At 68.4% G+C, this 20,086-nt stretch carries 19 protein-coding genes; 14 read left to right on the plus strand and 5 right to left on the minus strand.

All coding sequences use genetic code 11. From position 1 onward, the window contains the following. Window positions 1-52 precede the first annotated feature (52 nt). From pcaD to KB874_RS14140, 9 genes are all read left to right on the plus strand, one after another. Window positions 53-841, plus strand: a complete 789-nt coding sequence (gene pcaD / locus KB874_RS14100; RefSeq protein ID WP_212537179.1) for a 3-oxoadipate enol-lactonase — start codon at window positions 53-55, stop codon at window positions 839-841. A gap of 3 nt (window positions 842-844) precedes the next feature. Beyond that, window positions 845-1,546, plus strand: coding sequence for an alpha/beta fold hydrolase (locus tag KB874_RS14105; protein WP_212537180.1), 702 nt, complete (start codon window positions 845-847; stop codon window positions 1,544-1,546). Window positions 1,547-1,550: 4 nt separating this feature from the next. Beyond that, window positions 1,551-2,873 (plus strand): class-II fumarase/aspartase family protein, encoded by a 1,323-nt coding sequence (locus tag KB874_RS14110; protein ID WP_212537181.1) that lies wholly within the window; start codon window positions 1,551-1,553, stop codon window positions 2,871-2,873. 172 nt (window positions 2,874-3,045) lie between these two features. Next, window positions 3,046-4,251: a TCR/Tet family MFS transporter gene (locus tag KB874_RS14115; RefSeq protein ID WP_212537182.1), complete on the plus strand. Its 1,206-nt coding sequence runs from the start codon at window positions 3,046-3,048 to the stop codon at window positions 4,249-4,251. A gap of 79 nt (window positions 4,252-4,330) precedes the next feature. Then, window positions 4,331-5,413 carry a Zn-dependent alcohol dehydrogenase gene (locus KB874_RS14120; RefSeq protein ID WP_212537183.1) on the plus strand — a complete coding sequence of 361 codons (1,083 nt, stop codon included), beginning with the start codon at window positions 4,331-4,333 and terminating at the stop codon, window positions 5,411-5,413. 82 nt (window positions 5,414-5,495) lie between these two features. Then, window positions 5,496-6,728, plus strand: a complete 1,233-nt coding sequence (locus KB874_RS14125) for a mandelate racemase/muconate lactonizing enzyme family protein (protein ID WP_212537184.1) — start codon at window positions 5,496-5,498, stop codon at window positions 6,726-6,728. Between the two features lie 56 nt (window positions 6,729-6,784). Continuing rightward, a complete protein-coding gene (locus KB874_RS14130) occupies window positions 6,785-7,120 on the plus strand; it encodes an ArsR/SmtB family transcription factor (protein ID WP_249200490.1) in 336 nt (111 codons plus the stop codon). Further along, window positions 7,107-8,525 carry an amidase gene (locus KB874_RS14135; protein ID WP_212537185.1) on the plus strand — a complete coding sequence of 473 codons (1,419 nt, stop codon included), beginning with the start codon at window positions 7,107-7,109 and terminating at the stop codon, window positions 8,523-8,525. Before KB874_RS14130 ends, KB874_RS14135 begins: the two co-directional genes overlap by 14 nt. Before the next feature lie 13 nt (window positions 8,526-8,538). Further along, complete coding sequence (locus KB874_RS14140) at window positions 8,539-9,567, plus strand: trans-3-hydroxy-L-proline dehydratase (RefSeq protein WP_212537186.1); 1,029 nt, start codon at window positions 8,539-8,541, stop codon at window positions 9,565-9,567. On the opposite strand, the gene KB874_RS14145 is transcribed toward KB874_RS14140, so the two are convergent. From KB874_RS14145 to KB874_RS14155, 3 genes are all read right to left on the minus strand, one after another. After that, on the minus strand, window positions 9,564-10,211 hold the full coding sequence (locus tag KB874_RS14145) for a DUF924 family protein (RefSeq protein ID WP_212537187.1): 648 nt from the start codon (window positions 10,209-10,211) through the stop codon (window positions 9,564-9,566). The genes KB874_RS14140 and KB874_RS14145 overlap by 4 nt on opposite strands. Before the next feature lie 60 nt (window positions 10,212-10,271). Next, complete coding sequence (locus tag KB874_RS14150; protein WP_212537188.1) at window positions 10,272-12,167, minus strand: acyl-CoA synthetase; 1,896 nt, start codon at window positions 12,165-12,167, stop codon at window positions 10,272-10,274. A 145-nt stretch (window positions 12,168-12,312) separates the two neighbouring features. After that, entirely contained in the window at window positions 12,313-12,741 is a 429-nt protein-coding gene (locus KB874_RS14155) for an FKBP-type peptidyl-prolyl cis-trans isomerase (protein WP_212537189.1), read from the minus strand. A 192-nt stretch (window positions 12,742-12,933) separates the two neighbouring features. Between KB874_RS14155 and KB874_RS14160 the strand changes: the two genes are divergently transcribed. Then, window positions 12,934-13,611 (plus strand): haloacid dehalogenase type II, encoded by a 678-nt coding sequence (locus tag KB874_RS14160; protein WP_212537190.1) that lies wholly within the window; start codon window positions 12,934-12,936, stop codon window positions 13,609-13,611. Beyond that, window positions 13,611-14,432, plus strand: a complete 822-nt coding sequence (locus KB874_RS14165; protein ID WP_212537191.1) for an alpha/beta fold hydrolase — start codon at window positions 13,611-13,613, stop codon at window positions 14,430-14,432. The genes KB874_RS14160 and KB874_RS14165 overlap by 1 nt, the downstream gene beginning before the upstream one ends. A gap of 103 nt (window positions 14,433-14,535) precedes the next feature. Here the strand turns inward: KB874_RS14165 and truB are convergent, their stop codons facing one another. Beyond that, a complete protein-coding gene (truB, locus tag KB874_RS14170; protein ID WP_212537192.1) occupies window positions 14,536-15,441 on the minus strand; it encodes a tRNA pseudouridine(55) synthase TruB in 906 nt (301 codons plus the stop codon). A 125-nt stretch (window positions 15,442-15,566) separates the two neighbouring features. After that, window positions 15,567-16,583, minus strand: coding sequence for an NADP-dependent oxidoreductase (locus KB874_RS14175; protein WP_212537193.1), 1,017 nt, complete (start codon window positions 16,581-16,583; stop codon window positions 15,567-15,569). A 96-nt stretch (window positions 16,584-16,679) separates the two neighbouring features. Here KB874_RS14175 and KB874_RS14180 point away from each other — a divergent pair, with 96 nt between their 5' ends. The 3 genes from KB874_RS14180 (at window position 16,680) to KB874_RS14190 (ending at window position 20,072) form a co-directional block, all read left to right on the plus strand. Beyond that, complete coding sequence (locus KB874_RS14180) at window positions 16,680-18,314, plus strand: long-chain fatty acid--CoA ligase (protein WP_212537194.1); 1,635 nt, start codon at window positions 16,680-16,682, stop codon at window positions 18,312-18,314. Next, window positions 18,304-18,741, plus strand: a complete 438-nt coding sequence (locus KB874_RS14185) for a MaoC family dehydratase (protein ID WP_212537195.1) — start codon at window positions 18,304-18,306, stop codon at window positions 18,739-18,741. Before KB874_RS14180 ends, KB874_RS14185 begins: the two co-directional genes overlap by 11 nt. Before the next feature lie 98 nt (window positions 18,742-18,839). Further along, a complete protein-coding gene (locus KB874_RS14190; RefSeq protein ID WP_212537196.1) occupies window positions 18,840-20,072 on the plus strand; it encodes an acyl-CoA dehydrogenase family protein in 1,233 nt (410 codons plus the stop codon). Window positions 20,073-20,086: the final 14 nt, after the last annotated feature.

The following is a 20,086-nucleotide window of genomic DNA, read 5'->3' on the forward strand; positions in this document are numbered from 1 at the left end:
CCTTCTGCGCGGTGCGGCCTACAAACACAGGCGAACGAGGGAGAGACATTCCATGCACATGGCCGATCTGGGCGACCTGCGCCTGAACTATCGCATCGACGGACCCGAGGACGGCACGCCGGTCGTCTTCGCCAACTCATTGGGCACCGATCTGCGGCTCTGGGACCAGGTCCTGCCGCTGCTGCCGCCGGGGCTGCGCATCCTGCGCTTCGACAAGCGCGGTCACGGGTTGTCCGACCTGCCGGAGTGGCCCTATTCGATGGGCCAGTTGGTGCATGACACCGAGCGGCTGATGGACAAGCTGGGCTTTCGCGACGCGATCTTCATCGGGTTGTCGATCGGCGGGATGATCGCGCAGGGGCTGGCGGCCAAGCGGCTGGACCTGGTGCGCGCGGTCGTGCTGTCGAACACCGGTGCCAAGATCGGCACGCGCGAGATCTGGCAGACGCGGATCGACGCGGTCAACGCGGGCGGGCTGGCCGCCGTGGTGGATGCCACGATGGAGCGGTGGTTTTCGAAACCCTTCCACGAAACCGATGAATACCACGCCTGGCGCAACATGTTCCTGCGCTGCCCGGCGCAGGGCTGGACGGGCTGCGGCATGGCGATCTCGGGTAGTGACTTCTATGCCTCGACGGCAAAGTTGCGCCTGCCCGCTCTGGGCATCGCCGGGTCCGAGGACGGCTCTACCCCGCCGGACCTCGTGCGCGAGACGGTTGGGCTGATCCCCGGATCGGAGTTCCGGCTGATCCGCAACGCAGGCCACCTTCCTTGCGTCGAGGCGCCCGAAGAATACGCCGCGATCCTGACAGAGTTCCTCAAGGCGCAGGGTGCGGTCTGACGCGTGGCGCGTTTCCTGCTGATCCACGGCGCGTCGCACGGGGCCTGGGCCTGGCGCGACGTGATCCCGGCGCTCGAGGCGCTGGGGCATGAGGCGCACGCCATCGACCTGCCCTCGCATGGCGATGACGTGACGCCGCTGGCCGATGTGACGCTGGACCTTTATGCGCAGGCTGTGCTGGACGCGCTGGACGGGCCTTCGGTTGTCGTCGGGCATTCGATGGGCGGCTACCCGATCACGCGGGCGGCGCAGATCGATGCGTCGAACGTGGCGCGGCTGGTCTATCTCTGCGCCTATGTCCCGCGGCCGGGCCTGTCGCTGGCCGAGATGCGGCGACAGGCGGACACGCAGCCGCTGCTGGAGGCGATAAGGCGCAATCCCGACGGGCTCTCGATGCATTTCGACCCGGACATGGCCGAGGCGAAGTTCTACCACGATTGCGCCGAGGTTCTCGACTATGCCGTGCCACGGCTCTGCGATCAGGCCTTGGCGCCGATGGAGACGGCCTTGCCCGAAGGTGCCGTGGACGTGCCGCGCAGCTTTGTCGTCGGCGAGGACGACCGCGCCATCCCGCCGGACTTCCAGCGCCGCATGGCGGCCGACCTGCCCGAGGCCGACCGCCACGCGTTGCCCTCCTCCCATTCGCCCTTCTTTTCCATGCCGGGGCGGCTTGCCGCCCTGCTGGACGCCATCGCCAGAGGCTGAACCCATGCCCGCCACGCCCTTCGACAGCATCCACCTGTCCGCCCTGTTCGACGCGGGCGAGACGGCGAAACTCTTCACCGACAGCGCCGAGATCCGGGCGATGATGCTGGTCGAGGGCGCGCTGGCCGAGGTGCAGGGGGCTGCGGGCGTGATCCCCGAGACGGCGGCGGCGGCGATCCGTCGCGCGAGCCTCGAATGCCAGGTCGACCCGGTGTCGCTGGCGAAATCGGTGGGGCAGAACGGCGTCAGCGTGCCGGGGCTGGTGGCGGCCTTTCGCGAGGCGATGCAGGCGCCCGAGCATGCGCAGTTCCTGCATTGGGGCGCGACCTCGCAGGACATCCAGGATACCGGTCTGATGCTGCGGCTGCGGCAGGCGCTGGTTCAGGCCGAGGCGCGGCTGGACACGATCCTGTCGCGGCTGGCGACCCTTGCCGAGACGCATGCAGAGACGCCGATGGCCGCACGGACCTATGGCCAGCATGCGACGCCCACGGGCTTCGGCGCGGTGGTGGCGGGCTGGGGCTGGCCGTTGCTGAAGGCGCGGGGGTCTCTGGCTGCGCTGCGGGCAGACTGCCTGCTGGTCTCGCTGTCCGGTGCGGCGGGCACCGGCTCTGCGCTGGGTCCCGATCCGGCGGCTTTGCGCTCCGCGCTGGCCGAGCGGCTGGGCCTCGCCGATCCGGGCCGCAGTTGGCATGCCGACCGCACGCCGGTCCTGCGCATCGCCGACTGGCTGTCGCGGGTCACGCTGGCGCTGGGCAAGATGGGCGAGGACCTGGTGCTTGCGACGCAATCGGGCATCGCCGAGGTCCGGCTGGGCGGGGCCGGGGCGTCGTCGACCATGCCGCAGAAACAGAACCCGGTCGTGCCCTCGCTTCTGGTGGCGCTGGCGCGCCATGCGCAGGGGCTGAACGCCACGCTGCAAGGGGCGGCGATCCACCGCCAGCAACGTGACGGCGCGGCCTGGTTCACCGAATGGCTGACCCTGCCGCAACTGGTGCTGACCGCCTCGGCCGCGCTGGAACGCACCGCCGAGCTGGTCGAGGGGCTGGAGCCGGAGGCCGAAGCCATGCGGGCCGCGCTGGACGAGACCGGAGGCCTGATCCTGGCCGAGGCGCTGTCCTTTGCGCTGGCCGAGCAGATGCCGCGCCCCAAGGCGCAGGCAGAGGCCAAGACCCTGTGCCAGGCGGCTCGTGCCGAGGGGCGGCCGCTGTCGGACCTGGCGCGCGCGGCCTTTCCCGACCTGCCCGTCAGCCTGTTCGACTGGTCGGCGCAACTGGGCCAGGCCTCGGCCGAGGCGCGCGCCTTTGCCCGGGCGGTGCGTGGCTGAACGCGCGATTTGGGGCTCTGCCTCACCGCCCTTTTGGGGGCCCTTCGCAGTAAATCGAAACCGGAGAAGGGAAGGGCACAGCCCTTGCCCGTTGGGGCTTTCCTTTTCAACATGTCAACTCTAGTTTACACATAAGGCGCGTGGCGCCCGTCCCTGCCGGAAGCCCGCCCTGATGCGCCTGCCCGTCCTCGTCATCCTGCTGACCGTTTTCATCGATGCGATGGGTGTGGGGCTGATCATCCCTGTCATGCCCGAGCTGATCGCCGAGGTGACGGGTGGCGGGCTGGCGCAGGCCGCGCTATGGGGCGGGGTGCTGTCCAGTGTCTTTGCCGTGATGCAGTTCCTGTTCGGCCCCCTGGTGGGCGCCCTGTCGGATCGCTACGGGCGGCGGCCGGTAATCCTTGTCTCTCTGGCGGTGCTGGCGGCGGACTATGTCGTGATGGCGGTGGCGGGCTCGATCTGGCTGCTGTTGGCGGGGCGGGTCGTGGGTGGCATCACCTCGGCCACGCAGGCCACCGCCTCGGCCTATATCGCCGACCTGTCGGAGCCAGGGCGCAAGGCGCAGGGCTTTGGCCTGATCGGCGCGGCCTTTGGCCTGGGGTTCGTCGTTGGGCCACTGCTGGGTGGCCTGCTGGGCGAGTTTGGCACGCGCGCGCCCTTCTGGGCCGCGGCGGCACTGGCGGCGGGCAACGGCCTGCTGGGCTGGTTCGTTCTGCGCGAGACGGTGACGGACGCGATCCGCCGCCCGTTCGAGCCGTCCCGCGCCAACCCGTTCGGCGCCTTCCGGGCGCTGGGCCGGCTGCCGGGCGTGGGGCGCGGGCTGACGGTGTTCTTCCTCTACCAGGTGGCCTTCATGGTCTACCCGGCGGTCTGGGCCTATTTCGGGCGGGCGCGCTTTGGCTGGGATGCCGGGATGGTCGGCCTGTCGCTGGGCCTGTTCGGCATCATGATGGCGGTGGTGCAAGGCGGCCTGATCCGGCTGATCCTGAACCGGCTGGGCCCGCGCGGCACGGTCATCTACGGGCTGGTCTTCGACATCTTTGCCTTTGCCGCCATTGCCTTTGTCACCTCGGGCACCATCGCGCTGATCCTGACGCCGCTCGCCGCGCTGGCCGCCGTCATCACCCCCGCGCTGCAAGGCGTCATGAGCGCCACGGTCGGCCCGCGGCGGCAGGGCGAGTTGCAGGGCGCGCTGACCTCGGTCTCGGCAGTGGCGATGATCCTGTCGCCGCTGGTGATGACGCAGGTCTTCGCCGCCTTTACCGCGCCCGACGCGGCGGTCTTCTTCCCCGGCGCGCCCTTCCTGTTGTCGCTGGGGCTGATCGTGGTCGCGCTGGTGGTCTTCCTGTGGCCGGCGCGACAGAGGGCGGTGGCGTAACGCGTCACCATGTGTCGCTTTCCCGCTTGCGTCGCCGCATTGGCCCGGCCAGTTTCGGCGCAAGACAGGGAGAGAGACCATGACCACCACCCGCGCCGCCGTCTGCACCGCCTTCGGCGCCCCGCTGACCATCGAAGACCTGCACCTGCGCGCGCCCGGACCGGGCGAGATCGAGGTCACGCTCGAGGCGGTGGCGATCTGCCATTCCGACATCTCCTATGCCGACGGCATCTGGGGGGGCGACCTGCCGATGGTCTTCGGGCACGAGGCGGCTGGGCGTGTCACCGGCATCGGCCCTGGCGTGACCGGGATCGAATCCGGCCAGCGCGTCGTGGTCACGCTCATCAAGTCCTGCGGCCGCTGCGCCAACTGCGCGGCCGGCAAGCCCACGATCTGCGAGGGCGCAACGCCGGTCCCGCCCAAGCTGACACGCGCCGACGGCACGCCGGTCGTGGCGGCGATGAATTGCGGCGCCTTTGCCGAACGCGTCATCGTGGACCAGAGCCAGGTTGTCGCCCTGCCCGAAACCATGCCGGCCGAAAGCGTGGCTCTGATGGCCTGCGGAGTGATCACCGGCATCGGCGCGGTGGTCAACGCCGGACGCCTGCGCCCCGGAGAGGACCTGGTGGTGATCGGCGCGGGTGGCGTCGGGCTCAACGCCATCCAGGGCGCGCGCATTGCGGGCGCCCGCCGCATCGTCGCCGTCGACATGAGCGAGGAAAAACTCGCCATCGCCAGGGAATTCGGTGCCACCCACGGCGTCCTTGCCACGAAGGGCGAGCCGTGGAAGGCCGCGATGAAGGCGCTCGGCCGGGGCGCCGACCTCGTCGCCGTCACCGTGGGATCGACCCGCGCCTATGACGAGGCGCCGCGCTATCTTGGCTGGGGCGGGCGCATGGTGATGGTGGGCATGCCCGCCTCCGGCGCCATGTCGCAATACGAACCGGTCATCCCCGCCTACATGGGGCAAAGCTTCATCGGCTCGAAAATGGGCGACGTGGTGATCGCCCGCGACATCCCCTGGATGGCCGATCTCTACGAACAGGGGCGGCTGAAGCTCGACGAACTCGTGTCGGGCCGCTGGACGCTGGAACAGATCAACGAGGCCATCGCCGACACCAAGACCGGCGGGGCCAAGCGCAACGTCATCCTGTTCGGCTGATGCTTCTTCATCTTGCCAGGTAAACTCCGGGGGTCCGGGGGCAGAGCCCCCGGTCCTGTCCCCGAAACACGGAGCGACGGACATGAAACTGACGGACCTCGACATCATCGTGACCGCCCCGCCCGCGCCGGGCTGGGGCGGGCGTTACTGGATCCTGGTGAAACTAACCACCGCCTGTGGCATCACCGGCTGGGGCGAGTGCTATGCCGCCGCCGTCGGCCCCGACGCAATGCGCGCCGTCATCACCGACCTCTTCCAGCGCTATTTCGAGGGTGAGAACCCCGAGAACATCGAACGCCTGTTCCGCCGCTGCTATTCCTCGGGCTTCACCCAACGCCCCGATCCCACCGTCATCGGCGCCTTCTCTGGCATGGAGATCGCCTGCTGGGACATCCTGGGCAAGGCGCGGGGGCGGCCGGTCTGGGCGCTGCTGGGCGGGATGATGAACGAGCGCGTGCGGGCCTATACCTATCTCTATCCGCTGCCGAAACACCCGCTGCCCGCGTTCTGGATCGACCCCGACATGGCCGCAGAGGCCGCCGCCGATTGCGTCGCGCGCGGCTGGACGGCGGTCAAGTTCGACCCGGCCGGCCCCTACACGATGCGTGGCGGGCATGAGCCGGCGATGACCGACATTTCCACCTCGGTCGCCTTCTGCCGCAAGCTGCGCGAGGCTGTGGGCGACCGGGCCGACCTGCTGTTCGGCACCCATGGCCAGTTCACCACCGGCGGCGCGATCCGGCTGGGGCATGCCATCGCGCCCTATTTCCCGCTCTGGTTCGAGGAACCCGTGCCCCCCGACAACTTGGCGGCCATGGCGCGCGTGGCCTCTGGCCAGCCGGTTCCCGTCGCCACGGGCGAGCGGCTGACCACCAAGGCGGAATTCGCCCCGGTGTTGCGGCAGGGGGCGGCCACGATCCTGCAACCGGCGCTCGGCCGCGCGGGCGGCCTGTGGGAGGCGAAGAAGATCGCCACCCTGGCCGAGGTCTACAACGCCCAGGTCGCGCCGCATCTCTATGCCGGGCCGGTCGAATGGGCGGCGAACATCCACCTCGCCGTCTCGATCCCCAACATCCTGATGGCCGAGACGATCGAGACGCCGTTTCACAACGATCTGATCCGCGGCGCGATCCGGGTGGAAGAGGGGTTCATCGCGGCCCCTACGGAACCCGGTCTTGGCATCGAGATCGACGAGGATCTGGCCCGCGCGCATCCCTATTCCGGGTCGGGACTGCACCTTCAGATGCAGGATGCGCCTTGCAGCTATACAGGCGGAAATCTTTTCGAGGGCGGCGCGCCCGCCCCGAAAGCGTGATCTCGCCTTTTCCCGGGGGCGCTGCTATCGTAACCTTCGGACAAGTGGGAAAAAGCATGGCAGACACGAAAGCACCCCCCGCGCCGCCTGAAGAAATGGCGACAAACGCCCAGAACGCAGCGGCTTTTCTCAAGACGCTCGCGCATGAGGGGCGGCTCATGATCCTGTGCCATCTCGGCTCGGGCGAAAAGTCGGTGGGCGAGTTGGAGGAATTGCTGGGCATTCGGCAGGCGGCGGTCAGCCAGATGCTGGCGCGGCTGCGCGAGGAGGGGCTGGTTGTCACCCGCCGCGACGGCAAGACGATCTACTACAGCCTCGCCAACGAGAATACGAGCCGGGTAATCGGTCTGCTCTACGACATCTTCTGCGCGGGCTCCGATGGCTCCTGCTAGACCGGCCTTCACCGGCCCGGACCTGTGCGCGCTGACGGCGCGCGACGCGGTGGCGATGCTGCGCAAGGGCGTCGTCTCGCCCTCTGAACTGATCGACGCCGCGCTTGCGCGCATCGAGCAGACTGGCCCGGCGATCAACGCCACGGTCACGCTCTGCGCCGAGCGTGCGCGCACTGCGGCCGCCACGGCCACCGGCCCTCTGGCGGGCCTGCCGCTGACCATCAAGGACTTGACGCCCGTTGCGGGCGTGCGCACCACCTGGGGCACGCCGGCGCTGGCCGACACGATCCCGCAGGTCTCGCACCCGCTGGTGCTGCGGCTGGAAGAGCGCGGCGGCGTGGTGCTGGGCAAGTCCAATACGCCCGAGATGGGCGCGGGGGCGAATACCTTCAACCCGGTCTTCGGCGCCACCCGCAACCCGTGGGACACGCGGATGAACGCGGGCGGATCATCGGGCGGGGCGGCGGCGGCGCTGGCCACGGGTGAGACCTGGCTGGCGCATGGGTCGGACCTTGGTGGCAGCCTGCGCACGCCGGCCAGTTTTTGCGGTATCGTCGGGTTGCGGCCCAGCCCTGGCGTAGCCGGAGGGTCCGAGACGCAGCGGTTCGACACGATGGGTGTGCAGGGACCGATGGCGCGCAACGTGGGAGATGTGGCCCTGCTTCTGGACGCGATGGCGGGCTTCGACCCGGCGACACCAGTCTCTTGGCCCGCACCCGAGGAGCGTTACCTCGACCAGTGCCTGCGCGATCCGGGCCCGGTGCGCGTGGCCTTTTCCATGCTGCCCGACCTTGCCCCGGCCACACCCGAGATGCAGGCCGTGCTGCGCGACGGCCTGTCCCGCATCGACATTCCGGGCTTCGCCATCGAAGAGGCGACGCCGGACCTCGCCGGGGCCGAAGCGACTTTCCGCACGCTGCGGGCGCTGGGCTTCTGGACCGAGGCGCGCAATACGCCCGAACGCGTCACCAGCCGCTACAAGCCCGCGCTTCAGCGCAACATCGAGGAAGGCCGCGCGCTGGACGTCGACACCATCGCCGAGGCGACGACCACGCGATCGCGCCTGTATCACACGATGCGCATGTTCCTCACGCGCTACGACGTGCTGGCCTGCCCGGTGACGGGCCTGTTCCCGCTACCGGTCGAGGTGGAGTATCCGCCCGAGGTCGCCGGTGTCGCCGGCCGCGATTATCTCGACTGGCTGCGCTTTGCCTTTCCGGCGACGCTGTGTGGCCTGCCCGCGCTGTCGCTGCCGCTGGGCTTTACCGATGACGGTCTGCCGGTGGGCATCCAGCTGATCGGCCGTCCGAGAGGCGAGGGGCGTCTGTTGTCCATCGCCCGCGCGATGGAAGAGGCGCTGGGCCTCGACGCCACGCCCATCGACCCGGTGGTCCGTCACCTGTGAGAGCGACACCGCGATGCGCAGCGTCAAGACGATCCACGTGATTTCCGCCCATGCCGAGGGCGAGGTCGGCGATGTGATCGTGGGCGGCGTCCTTCCGCCGCCCGGCGACACCCTGTGGGAGCAAAGCCGCTGGATCGCCCGCGACGGGGCCTTGCGCAACTTCGTCCTGAACGAGCCGCGCGGCGGCGTCTTTCGCCATGTAAACCTGCTGGTGCCGCCCAAGCACCCGGACGCGCAGGCCGCCTTCATCATCATGGAACCCGAGGACACGCCGCCGATGTCGGGCTCCAACTCGATCTGCGTCGCCACGGTGCTGCTGGATGCCGGCCTCATACCGATGCAAGAGCCCGAAACCCACCTGATGCTCGAGGCGCCGGGCGGGCTGGTCGCTATACGCGCGGAATGCCGCGACGGCAAGGCGCAGCGCATCCACGTGCGCAACCTGCCGTCTTTCGCCACGGCGCTGGACCGGTCGATCGAGGTCGCAGGGCTGGGAAGCCTGACCGTCGACACGGCCTTTGGCGGCGACAGTTTCGTGATCGTGGACGCGGCGGCGCTGGGGTTCTCGCTGCGCGAGGACGAGGCCCACGACATTGCGCGCCTGGGCGTCCGGATAAGCGACGCCGCGTCGGAACAGCTGGGCTTTGTCCACCCGACGAACCCGGACTGGCGGCACATCTCGTTCTGCCTGTTCGCCGGTCCGCTGGAGCAACGCGAGGACGGGCTGCACTCGGCCGCCGCCGTGGCGATCCGTCCCGGCAAGGTCGACCGCTCTCCGACCGGAACCGCGCTGTCGGCGCGCATGGCCGTGCTGCGGACGCGTGGCCTGATGCAGGTCGGCGACCGGCTGACGGTGCGCTCGCTGATCGGATCGACCTTTGCAGGCCGGATCGTGGAGGACACCACCATCTGGGATCTGCCGGCCATCCTGCCGGAAATTTCGGGGCGCGGCTGGATTACCGGCATCCACCAGCACATGCTTGACCCCGACGACCCCTGGCCGGGCGGCTATCGCCTGACGGACACCTGGGGCGCGCGCTAGGCGGGTTGCCCGTTGTCCTTGGGCAAGTGTGGAAAGTCGCCCGTGGCAATGTAGGGTTCCTCGTCCAGCGTCGACACCCGCCCGAGGATCGCGTTGCGGTGCGGGTGGCGGCCAAAGCGCCGGATCACTTCCGTCACAAGGGCATGCTGGGCGCGCAACTGGCCGCCCATCGGGGCCAGTTGTTCCGGCATCCGGTCGATGATCTGTTCTATCACCGGATCGAGCGCGATCAGCCGCTGAAGGTGATCCGGCCCCTCGCAATGCCCGAGCGCGATAACGAAAAAGACCTGCTCCCACGGCGCAAGCCCGTCGAAATCGCCGTTCGCAATGCCGTCAAGCGCCAGCCGCGCGGCCTTGATGTCCTGGGCAAAGGCGCCCGGCGTGTCCCGCCAGAGCGAGCGGGGAAACTGGTCCAGCGCGATCAGCAGCGCGAGCCTGCCACGCGGCGTGTCGGCCCAGTGATCCAGCTCTCCGCGGGCGGCGGCGCGGGTCAGCGGCCCGAAACGGTCGATGATCGCGCCATCCATGCCGCCCTGCATGCGTTCCGTCCAGAAGGCGGCATGGGTTTCCACGCTGCCCTCGTGCCCGCTGTCCGGGAACCAGAAGTCGAGCACTTGCCCCGGTGCGAAATCTTCCGTCTGCATGCTGCCATCCTCCCGCCGGTTCGGGAGAGGATGGCACCTTTTGCAGGTCTTGTCGCCCGCTCAGGCCGCGACCTTGGCCTGAACCCATTCCCACGGCCTCACAAAGGCGCCCAGCACCTCGGCCACCTGTGCCTCGGGGGTGCCATGCGCCTCGAGTTGGGCGACCAGCCCGCGCTTCTTGTCGTCGATCACCGACACGACCCGCGCCGGCAGTCCGGCCTTTTCCAGCGCCTCATTGTAGACTCGGGTGATGGCGTGCTTGCGCAGGTCGGGCTTGAACACCTTGCCCACGGCGGTCTTGGGCAGTTCGGACAGGATGGTCATGTGCTTGGGCTGGGCCGCGCGTTCATGCACGTTCACGCGGCAATGCTCGAGCAGTTCCTCCTCGGTCACCGAGGCCCCGGCGACCAGTTCGACGAAGGCGCAGGGCATTTCGCCGGAATGCGCGTCGGGCTGGCCGATGGCTCCGGCAAAGGCGACGGCGGGATGAGTCAGCAGCGCTTCCTCGATCTCGGCCGGGTCGATGTTGTGGCCGCCGCGGATGATCAGATCCTTGGCCCGGCCTGTGATCCAGAGATAGCCGTCGCCGTCCACCCGGCCCAGGTCGCCGGTGCGCAGATGCGTGTCCAGGTAGAACAGGTCGTTGTTCTTGTCGGCCTCGGTATAGGTGTTGCCGGCAAAGACGCCGGGGTTCGACACGCAGATCTCGCCGATCTCGTCCACGGCACATTCCACCGGGCCCTCGGTCGTCTGCTTGACGATCCGGACGTCGCAATAGGGGAAGGGGATGCCGACGCTGCCCACCTTCTTCTCGCCGTCCACCGGGTTGACGGAGACAAGGCAGGTCGCCTCGGTCAGGCCATAGCCCTCGCAGATGGTGACGCCGCAGGCGCTCTCGAAGCGCTTGAACAGTTCCATCGGCATCGGTGCGGACCCTGAGAACGCCGTCTTGACCGACGATATGTCGGCATCGACCTTGCGCTGCATGAGCGCCGAGACAGCGGTCGGCACGGTGATGATAAAGGTCGTCTTCCAGCGTTCGCAGAGCTTCCAGAAATTGTCGAACACGCCCTCGCCGCGATAGCCCGCGGGCGTCGGGAAGACCACATGCGCGCCCGAGCACAGCATCGCCATCAGGATTACGTGGCAGGCGAAGACGTGGAACAGCGGCAGCGGGCACATCACGCTGTCGGTCTCGGAGAACAGCAGCTTGTGGCCAAGCCAGCCGTTATACAGCATGCCGGAATACTTGTGCTGCGCGACCTTGGGCATGCCGGTGGTGCCGCCGGTGTGGAAATACGCGGCCACCCGGTCGCCCGTGCTGTCGGCGAAGGCCAGCTTGGTCGGCTGTTTCGCGACTTCCTTGGCAAAGCTCTTGTAGGTTGCATGGGGGTCGCCGTGGGGCTTGGGGCGCACCAGCGGCACGATCCAGCTTTTCGGCGGGGTCAGGTAGCGGTTCAGGTCGACCTCAAGCACCGTGTGCACCTTGGGCGCGTGGCGCACGGCCTCGCGCACCTTTTGCGGCAGGTCGGTCTTGGGGAAGGGTTTCAGCGTGACGACAACCTTGGCGTTCGTCTCGCGCAGGATGGAGCCGATCTGCTCGGGTTCCAGCAGCGGGTTGATCGGGTTGACGATCCCCGCGACCATGCCCCCCAGCAGCGTCGTGATGGTTTCTGTCGCGTTGGGCAGCACATAGGCGATGACGTCGTCCTCGCCGATGCCAAGGCTGCGGAACAGGTTCGCCGCCTGCGCCGTGCGGTCGCGCAACTCCGCCCAGGTCAGCGTCTCGGCCTTGTCCGTGGGGCCCGACAGCAGCTGATAGCTGGTCGCGGATCGGTTGGGGAACTGCTGCGCGATACGGCTCAGCTGGCCCCAGATGGTGGCGGGGATGTCCCGCGCCTCCCACGGCTTTTCCTGTTCGATGGCGTTCCTGTCGGCCATTCCCGCATAGGTCATGGTCGGCTCCCCTCCCTGTTGGCTGTCATGCCGCCCCTCCCGGACGGTTTGCGCCATGATGGAAAGGAACGCCCCCGCGCGCAAGAAGGATGGACGCTGCGGCAGGGTCGGTCTGACGCAGCGTTCCTTTGCGCGGACCCGGCGATCAGCCGATCTTGACCAGCTCGATGGCGAAGGTCAGGTCCTTGCCCGCCAGCGGGTGGTTGGCGTCAAGCGTGACCTCGGTCTCGGTCACTTCGGCCACCGTCACCGGCATGACCTGTCCGGTCGGTGTCTGCACCTGCAACTGCGTGCCGATATCCAGCGGAATGTCGGCCGGGATCTCGGTCCGCGGAACGGCCTGCACGGCCTGCGGGTTGGGCTGGCCATAGGCCTCGTCGGCGGGGACGGTAACGGTCTTCTTGTCGCCCACGGCCATGCCGGTCAGCGCCTTGTCCAAGCCGGGGATGATCTGGCCGGAGCCGACCTCGAATTGCAGCGGGTCGCGGCCCGCGCTGCTGTCGAACTGGCTGCCATCCTGAAGCGTTCCGGTGTAGTGAATGGCGACGGTATCGCCGGTCTTGACCTGCGTCATGGTATATCCTTCGTGTCGTGGAAAGGTTGGTTGGCAAGGCCGGGTCGCTCCCGGGTGCTTGCATGGGCTGGAGGCAAGGTAAGCGCTGCGGGCGCGAATTGCAAACCGCCTGCCCGCGCCGCGAGGTTGCGGGGTCTTTTGCCCGCCCGGCATCCGTGCCAGTCTGCCGCCCGAGGATGACAGGGGGGTGACATGGCGATTTCCGTTTGCGTGTTCGATGCCTATGGCACGTTGTTCGACGTGGCCGCCGCCGCGCGCATCGCGGCCGAGGAGCCGGGGCGGGACGAACTGGCGAGGGTCTGGCCCGCGCTGGCCGAGGACTGGCGGCGCAAGCAGCTTGAATACAGCTGGCTGCGCGCGGTGACGGGCGATTACGTCTCGTTCTGGCAGGTCACGAAAGATGGGCTCGACTGGGCGATGGAGCGCGCGGGCCTGGACGACGCCGAACTGCGCGAACGCCTGCTGGCGCTGTATTGGGAACTGCCCGCCTACAGCGAGGTGCCGTTCATGCTGGCGCGGCTCAAGGCGGCGGGCAAGGCCTGCGCCGTCCTGTCGAACGGCAGCCCCGACATGCTGGAGGGCGCGGTGGACAGCGCGGGCATCGGTGAATACCTGGACGCGGTGCTGTCGGTCGAAAGCGTCGGCATCTTCAAGCCTGCCCGCGCGGTCTATGACATGGTGGGCGCGCGGTTCGGTTGTGCGCCGTCCGAGGTTCTGTTCGTCTCGTCCAACGGCTGGGACGCGGCGGGGGCCTCGGCCTATGGCTTCGACACGGTTTGGGTCAACCGCGCGGGCCTGCCGGTCGACCGGCTGATGGCCGCGCCCGGCCGCATCCTGACCGATCTCAAGACCATCCCGGAGCTTGTCTGATGCCGCGTTTCACCACTTCCGACGGCTTGTCGCTGTTCTTTAGCGACGAGGGTGAGGGGCTGCCGCTTCTGTGCCTTGCGGGGCTGACGCGGGACGGGCGGGATTTCGATTTCGTCGCGCCGCATCTCGAGGGCGTGCGGCTGATCCGGCTGGATTACCGCGGACGCGGGCAGTCGGACTGGGGCCCGCATGAAAACTACCAGATACCCATCGAGGGGCGCGACGCGGTCGAACTGCTGGATCACCTCGGGATCGAAAAGGCGGCGGTGCTGGGCACCTCGCGCGGCGGGCTGATCGCGATGGTCCTCGCGGCCACGGCGCGGGACCGTCTGCTGGGCGTGGCGCTGAACGACATCGGGCCGGAGATCGCCGACGCCGGGCTGGAGGTCATCAAGGGCTATCTCGGCCGCAAGCCGCCACAAAAGACGCTGGCCGAGGTCGCCGCGCGGCGGGCAGAACTGCTGACCGGCTTTGTCGGCGTGCCGGAGAGCCGCTGGCTGGAAGAGGCGGAGCGGCTGTTCGTCCAGACCGAAAATGGCCTGGAACTGACTTATGACCCGATGCTGCGCGATGCGGTGCTGGGCGGCGGAGCGCAGCCCGCGCCGGATCTCTGGCCGCTGTTCGACGCGCTGGCGGGCCTGCCGCTTTGTGCGATCCGCGGGGCCAATTCGGACCTGCTGTCGCCGTCGACCTTTGCCGAGATGCGGCGTCGCCGTCCCGACATGATCGCGGCCGAGGTGCCGGGCCGGGGGCATATCCCGTTCCTCGACGAGCCGGAGGCGCTGGAGTCGCTGCGGCGCTGGCGGGCGATGCTGGGCTGAGGGTTTCGCCGCGGCTGGCGCCGCGTCGATCCGCCGGGGGGGCTCTGCCGCCCGGACCCCCCGAGATATTTTCAGCCAGAAGAAGGGCAGGGCGGCGGCGTGCTCAGAGATTGAACACGCGGTCTGGATGCAATTCGCCGGCCTTGTAGCGGCCCACGGCGACAGCGCGGCCCTCGAAGCTGGCCCAGGCCTCGTCGCCGTATTCCACGTCCGCAGGGATCACCATGCCGGGATTGCCGTGGCGCAGGCGGGTGGCGCCTTCGGGCGTTGCCTTGAGTTCGGGCAGGTCGGCAAGCCCTTCTTCGAGCGGGCGGATATGGGTGTCGAGGTCGGGCGTCTGGGCCAGCTTGTCGACCTGGTCGATCGTCAGGCCGTCCTCGGCCTCGAAGGGGCCGGACCAGGTGCGGCGCAGGCGCAGGACATGGCCGCGGCAGCCCAGTTTCCGGCCAAGGTCGCGGGCGATGGCGCGGACATAGCCGCCCTTGCCGCAGACCATTTCCAGTTCCACATGGTCGGCATCGGGGCGGTCCAGCATCACCAGGCTTTCGACCCAGAGCGGCCGGGCCTGGAGGTCGAGTTCCTCGCCGTCGCGGGCGCGCTTGTAGGCGCGTTCGCCGTCGACCTTGACCGCCGAGAAGGCGGGGGGCACCTGCATGATCTCTCCGACGAAACCGTGCAGGGCTTCCTTGACAATGTCATCGGTGGGGCGCTGGTCAGAGGTGGCGGTGACCTCGCCCTCGGCGTCGTCGGTATTGGTCTCCTGCCCGAGGCGCACGGTAAAGACATAAGCCTTGAGCGCGTCGGTGATGTAGGGCACGGTCTTGGTCGCTTCGCCCAACGCAATGGCCAGCACGCCCGTCGCCTCGGGATCCAGCGTGCCCGCATGACCCGCCTTCTTCGCCTGGAGCGCCCAGCGCACCTTGTTCACGACGGCGGTCGAGGTGATGCCCGCGGGCTTGTCCACCACCAGCCAGCCGGAAATGTCGCGTCCCTTGCGCTTGCGTCCCATGATCGTGCCCCTTTCCGGATGAGGCGCGCCGCGTAGCAAGGCGGGGCGGGGCTGTCAATTGGCAGGGATTCGATCCGGACCTCGCGGAACCTGCGTGAATCCCTCTGCCGCTTGGGGAGCGCGGGTCAGACCCGAACGAGCTGCTTGCCGCGGTTGCGGCCCTGCAGCAGGCCGATGAAGGCCTCGGGCGCGTTTTCCAGCCCGTCGGCCACGTCCTCGAGAAAGGCGATTTCGCCCGCGGCGACCTTGGGGGCCATGTCGGCGAGGAACTCGGGGAAGTGCTGCCAGTGGTCGAAGATGATGAAACCGTGGACATGCAGGCGTTTCACGAGGATGGCGCGCCAGGCCATCGGCAGGCGATCCTGCGCGCCGTCGGCACCGCCATACCACGCGATCGTGCCGCAGACCGGGATGCGGCCATGGGTGTTCATCAGCGGCAGCACCGCCTCGAGCGTCTTGCCGCCCACATTCTCCCAGTAGATGTCGACGCCGTCCGGCGCGGCCTGCGCCAGCGCCTTGCGCAGGCTCGAGGCGTCGTCATGTGCGCGGTGGTCGATGGCGGCATCGAAGCCGAAGGTCTCCGTCGCCAGCCTGCATTTCTCGGGCCCGCCCGCAACCGCCACGGTGCGCAAGCCCGCGGCCCTGGCCAGTTGCCCGACCAGCGAGCCCACCGGGCCGGTCGCGGCGCCCACCACCAGCGTTTCGCCGGCCTTGGGGCGGCCGTATTCGCGCAGGCCGGTCCAGGCGGTGAAGCCGGGCATGCCCAGCACGCCCAGCGCGGTCGAGGGCGGCAGTCCTGCGTCGAGCTTGCGCAGGCCCGGGGCGGGCAGAACCGCGTGGCTGGCCCAACCGGTGATGCCGGTGACCTGGTCGCCCGCGGCGAAACCCGGCGCGCGCGAGGCCAGCACGCGGCCCGTGCCCTGGCCGGTCATCACCTCGCCGAGGCCGACCGAGGGGGCATAGCTGCGCACGTCGTCCATCCGGCCGCGCATGTAAGGGTCCAGCGAGAGCCATTCGACCGCGACCAGCACCTCGCCCTCGGCAGGGTTGGGCAGGGGCGCGGTGTCCAGCGCGAAATCCTGCGGAACGGGCATGCCCTGCGGGCGGCGGGCCAGCGTGATGCGGCGCATCTGGTCTGTCATGGTCTCTCCTTTCGCGGGCGGAAAACGGGTTGCGCCCGGCTGCTGCTTGGGATCACCCTATGCCACGACACGCGGACGGCAAGGGAGGAGCGCCCGATGCAAGGCATGATGATGACTATGCCGCTCTCGATTATCGAGATCCTGCGCTATGCGGCAGAAGCGCATCCGGGGGCGGGGATCGTCTCGGTCCGGACCGAGGGAGATGTTCACCGCGAGACCTATGCCGAGGCCTATGCCCGCGCCGCGCAGCTGGCGCATGGGCTGGGCGCGCTGGGCGTGGGGCAAGGGGACCGGGTGGCGACGCTGGCGTGGAACGGCTACCGGCATTTCGAACTGTATTTCGCGACCGCCGGCATGGGCGCGGTCTGCCACACGATCAACCCGCGCCTCAGCGCCGAACAGATGCTGTACATCATCCGCCACGCGGGCGACCGGGTGCTGTGCTTCGACCTGACCTTTGTCCCGCTGATCGAGGCGCTGGTCGAACACTTGCCCGCCGACCTGATGCTGGTGGTGCTGACCGACCGGGGGCACATGCCCGAATCGGCGCTGGACCTGCATTGCTACGAGGACCTGCTGACCGGCCAGCCCGAATTCTACGACTGGCCGCTGCTGGACGAGAACAGCGCGGCGGGCCTGTGCTATACCTCGGGCACCACGGGCAACCCCAAGGGCGCGCTTTATTCCCATCGCTCGACGGTGCTGCATGCGCTGTCCATCGCGGTCACGCTGCCCCGCAGCCTGCACGAGGGGGCGCGCGTGCTGCCTGTCGTTCCGATGTTCCACGTCAATTCCTGGGGCCTGCCCTATGCCGCGCCGATCGTCGGCGCCTCTCTGGTGATGCCGGGGGGCAAGCTGGACGGCGCGTCGCTGTTCGACCTGATGGAGACCGAGAGTGTCAGCGCCAGTTGGGGTGTGCCGACCGTCTGGCTGGGCCTGCGCGCCGAGATCGAGAAGCGCGGCGCGCTGCCCTCGAGCCTGAAACAGCTGGTGATCGGCGGCTCTGCCGCGCCGCGCGCGATGATCGAGTTCTTCGAGAAACGCGGCGTCGATGTCTGCCACGCCTGGGGCATGACCGAGATGAGCCCGGTGGGCACCCATGGCCAGCTGTCGGACTCGATGAGCGACCTGCCGTTCGAGCGCCGCATGGCGCTGAAGGCGCGGCAGGGTCGCCGGGTTTTTGGTGTCGAGCTGAAGATCAACGATGAGCAGGGCAAGCGCCTGCCGCATGACGGCAAGGCGGTGGGCGAGCTGTTCGTGCGCGGCAACACGATCATCGCGGGCTATTTCGAGAATGCCGAGGCGTCTAAATCGGCCTTCGACGCCGAGGGCTGGTTCGGCACGGGCGACGTGGCCAGCATCGACCCGCATGGTTTCCTGTCGATCCAGGACCGGTCGAAGGACCTAATCAAGTCGGGGGGCGAGTGGATTTCGTCTATCGACCTCGAAAACATCGCCATGGCGCATCCCAAGGTCGCCAATTGCGCGGTGATCGCCGTGCCGCATCCCAAGTGGGACGAACGCCCGCTGCTGGTCGTGGTGCCGCGTGACGCGGACGATCCGCCCTCGCTGGACGAGATCCACGCCCTGATGCTGGACCACGTGGCGAAATGGCAGCTGCCCGACGCGATGGAGATGATCGACGCGCTGCCGCTGACCGCGACCGGCAAGGTGTCGAAACTGACCTTGCGACAGCGCTTCGACGGCTACGAGCTGCCCGATGCTGGCTGACGAGCTGCGCAGCCTCGCCCCCCGCGAAACGCGCTGGTTCGCGATGGACACCGCGCGCGTCCGCGCCTTTGCCGATGCGACGGAGGACTGGCAGTTCATCCATCTCGACGAGGAACGCGCCGCGCAGACGCCGATGGGGGGCGCTGTGGTGCACGGGTTCCTGACGCTGTCCATGCTCTCGGCCATGTCCTACGAGGTGACAGAGGGGCTTGCGGGTTTTGCGTCGAGCGTGAACTACGGGTTCGACCGGATCCGCTTCGTCTCGCCCGTGCGGGTGGGCAGCAATATCCGCGGCCGGTTCAGCGTTGCCGGAGTCGACGAGCGCGAGGGCGCTCTCGACGTGCATTGGGATGTCGCGGTCGAGATCGAGGGTGCGGATCGCCCGGCCCTTGTGGCCAGCTGGATCACGCGGTTCTTCCTGGAATAGACGCCCGCGCGCGGCCGCCCCGGCGCGGCGCCCACCCGCCCACCCCGCCGCACCGGACCGGCCGCGCGCGGGCTTGGGCATCGACAGAGGAGAGGGATATGGATCTTGGCATGACGGAGCGGGTGAAACCGCTGGTCGAGACAGTGCGGCGCATGATCGAGGACGAGATCGCGCCGCTGGACGCGGAGTTCCACGCCGAGGTGGGCAAGCACCCCAAAGGCCGGTTCCACCACACAGCCCGGCAGCTGGAGATCCTGGACGGGCTCAAGGCCAAGGCGAAGGCGCGCGATCTGTGGAACTTCTGGCTGACCGGCAGCGACCGGGGCTATGGCCTGAGCACCGTCGAATACGCCTATCTCGCCGAGGAGATGGGCAAGGTGTCCATCGCCGCCGAGGTCTTCAACTGCAACGCGCCCGACACTGGCAACATGGAGGTGCTGGAGCGCTACGGCGAACAATGGATGAAGGACCGCTGGCTGGCACCGCTGCTGGAGGGCGAGATCCGCTCGGCCTACGTGATGACGGAACCGGGTCTGGCGTCGTCCGACGCGGCGCAACTGGCGTTCGAGGCGAAGCGGGACGGGGATGACTTTGTCCTGAATGGCGAGAAATGGTGGATCTCGGGTGCGGGCGATCCGCGTTGCGCGCTGTATATCCTGATGGCCTGCACCGATCCGGACGCGCCGAAACACAACCGCCACACCATGTTCGTGCTCGACCCCGCGACGCCCGGCATCGAGGTGCTGCGCCCGATGGAGGTCTTCGGCCAGGACGACGCCCCGCATGGCCATATGCACATCCGCTTCACCGATGTCCGCGTGTCCGCGAAGAACATCGTGCTGGGCGAGGGGCGCGGTTTCGAGGTGGCGCAGGGTCGGCTTGGTCCGGGACGCATCCACCATTGCATGCGCGCCATCGGGCAGGCGGAAAAGGCGCTGGAAATGATGTGCCGCCGGGGCCTGTCGCGCGAAGCCTTCGGCAAGCGGATCATCGACCTGGGCGCCAATTACGACATCATCGCCAATGCGCGGATGGAGATCGAGATGGCGCGCCTGCTTTGCCTCAAGGCCGCGTGGATGATGGATACGGCGGGCGTGCGCGCCGCCCAGCCTTGGATTTCCAAGATCAAGGTCGTGGCGCCGCTGATGGCGGGCAAGGTGATCGACGAGGCGATGCAACTGCACGGCGCGGCGGGGATCAGCCAGGACTTCGACCTGGCGCATATGTGGACCCATGTCCGCACGCTGCGCTTTGCCGACGGGCCGGACGCGGTGCACCGGCGGCAGGTGGCGCGGGCGGAGTTGCGCAAATACTCGAACGAGGGTGCGTGAGGCGGGCGTCAGGT

Source organism: Thetidibacter halocola, assembly GCF_018224955.1.
GTDB lineage: Bacteria > Pseudomonadota > Alphaproteobacteria > Rhodobacterales > Rhodobacteraceae > Thetidibacter > Thetidibacter halocola.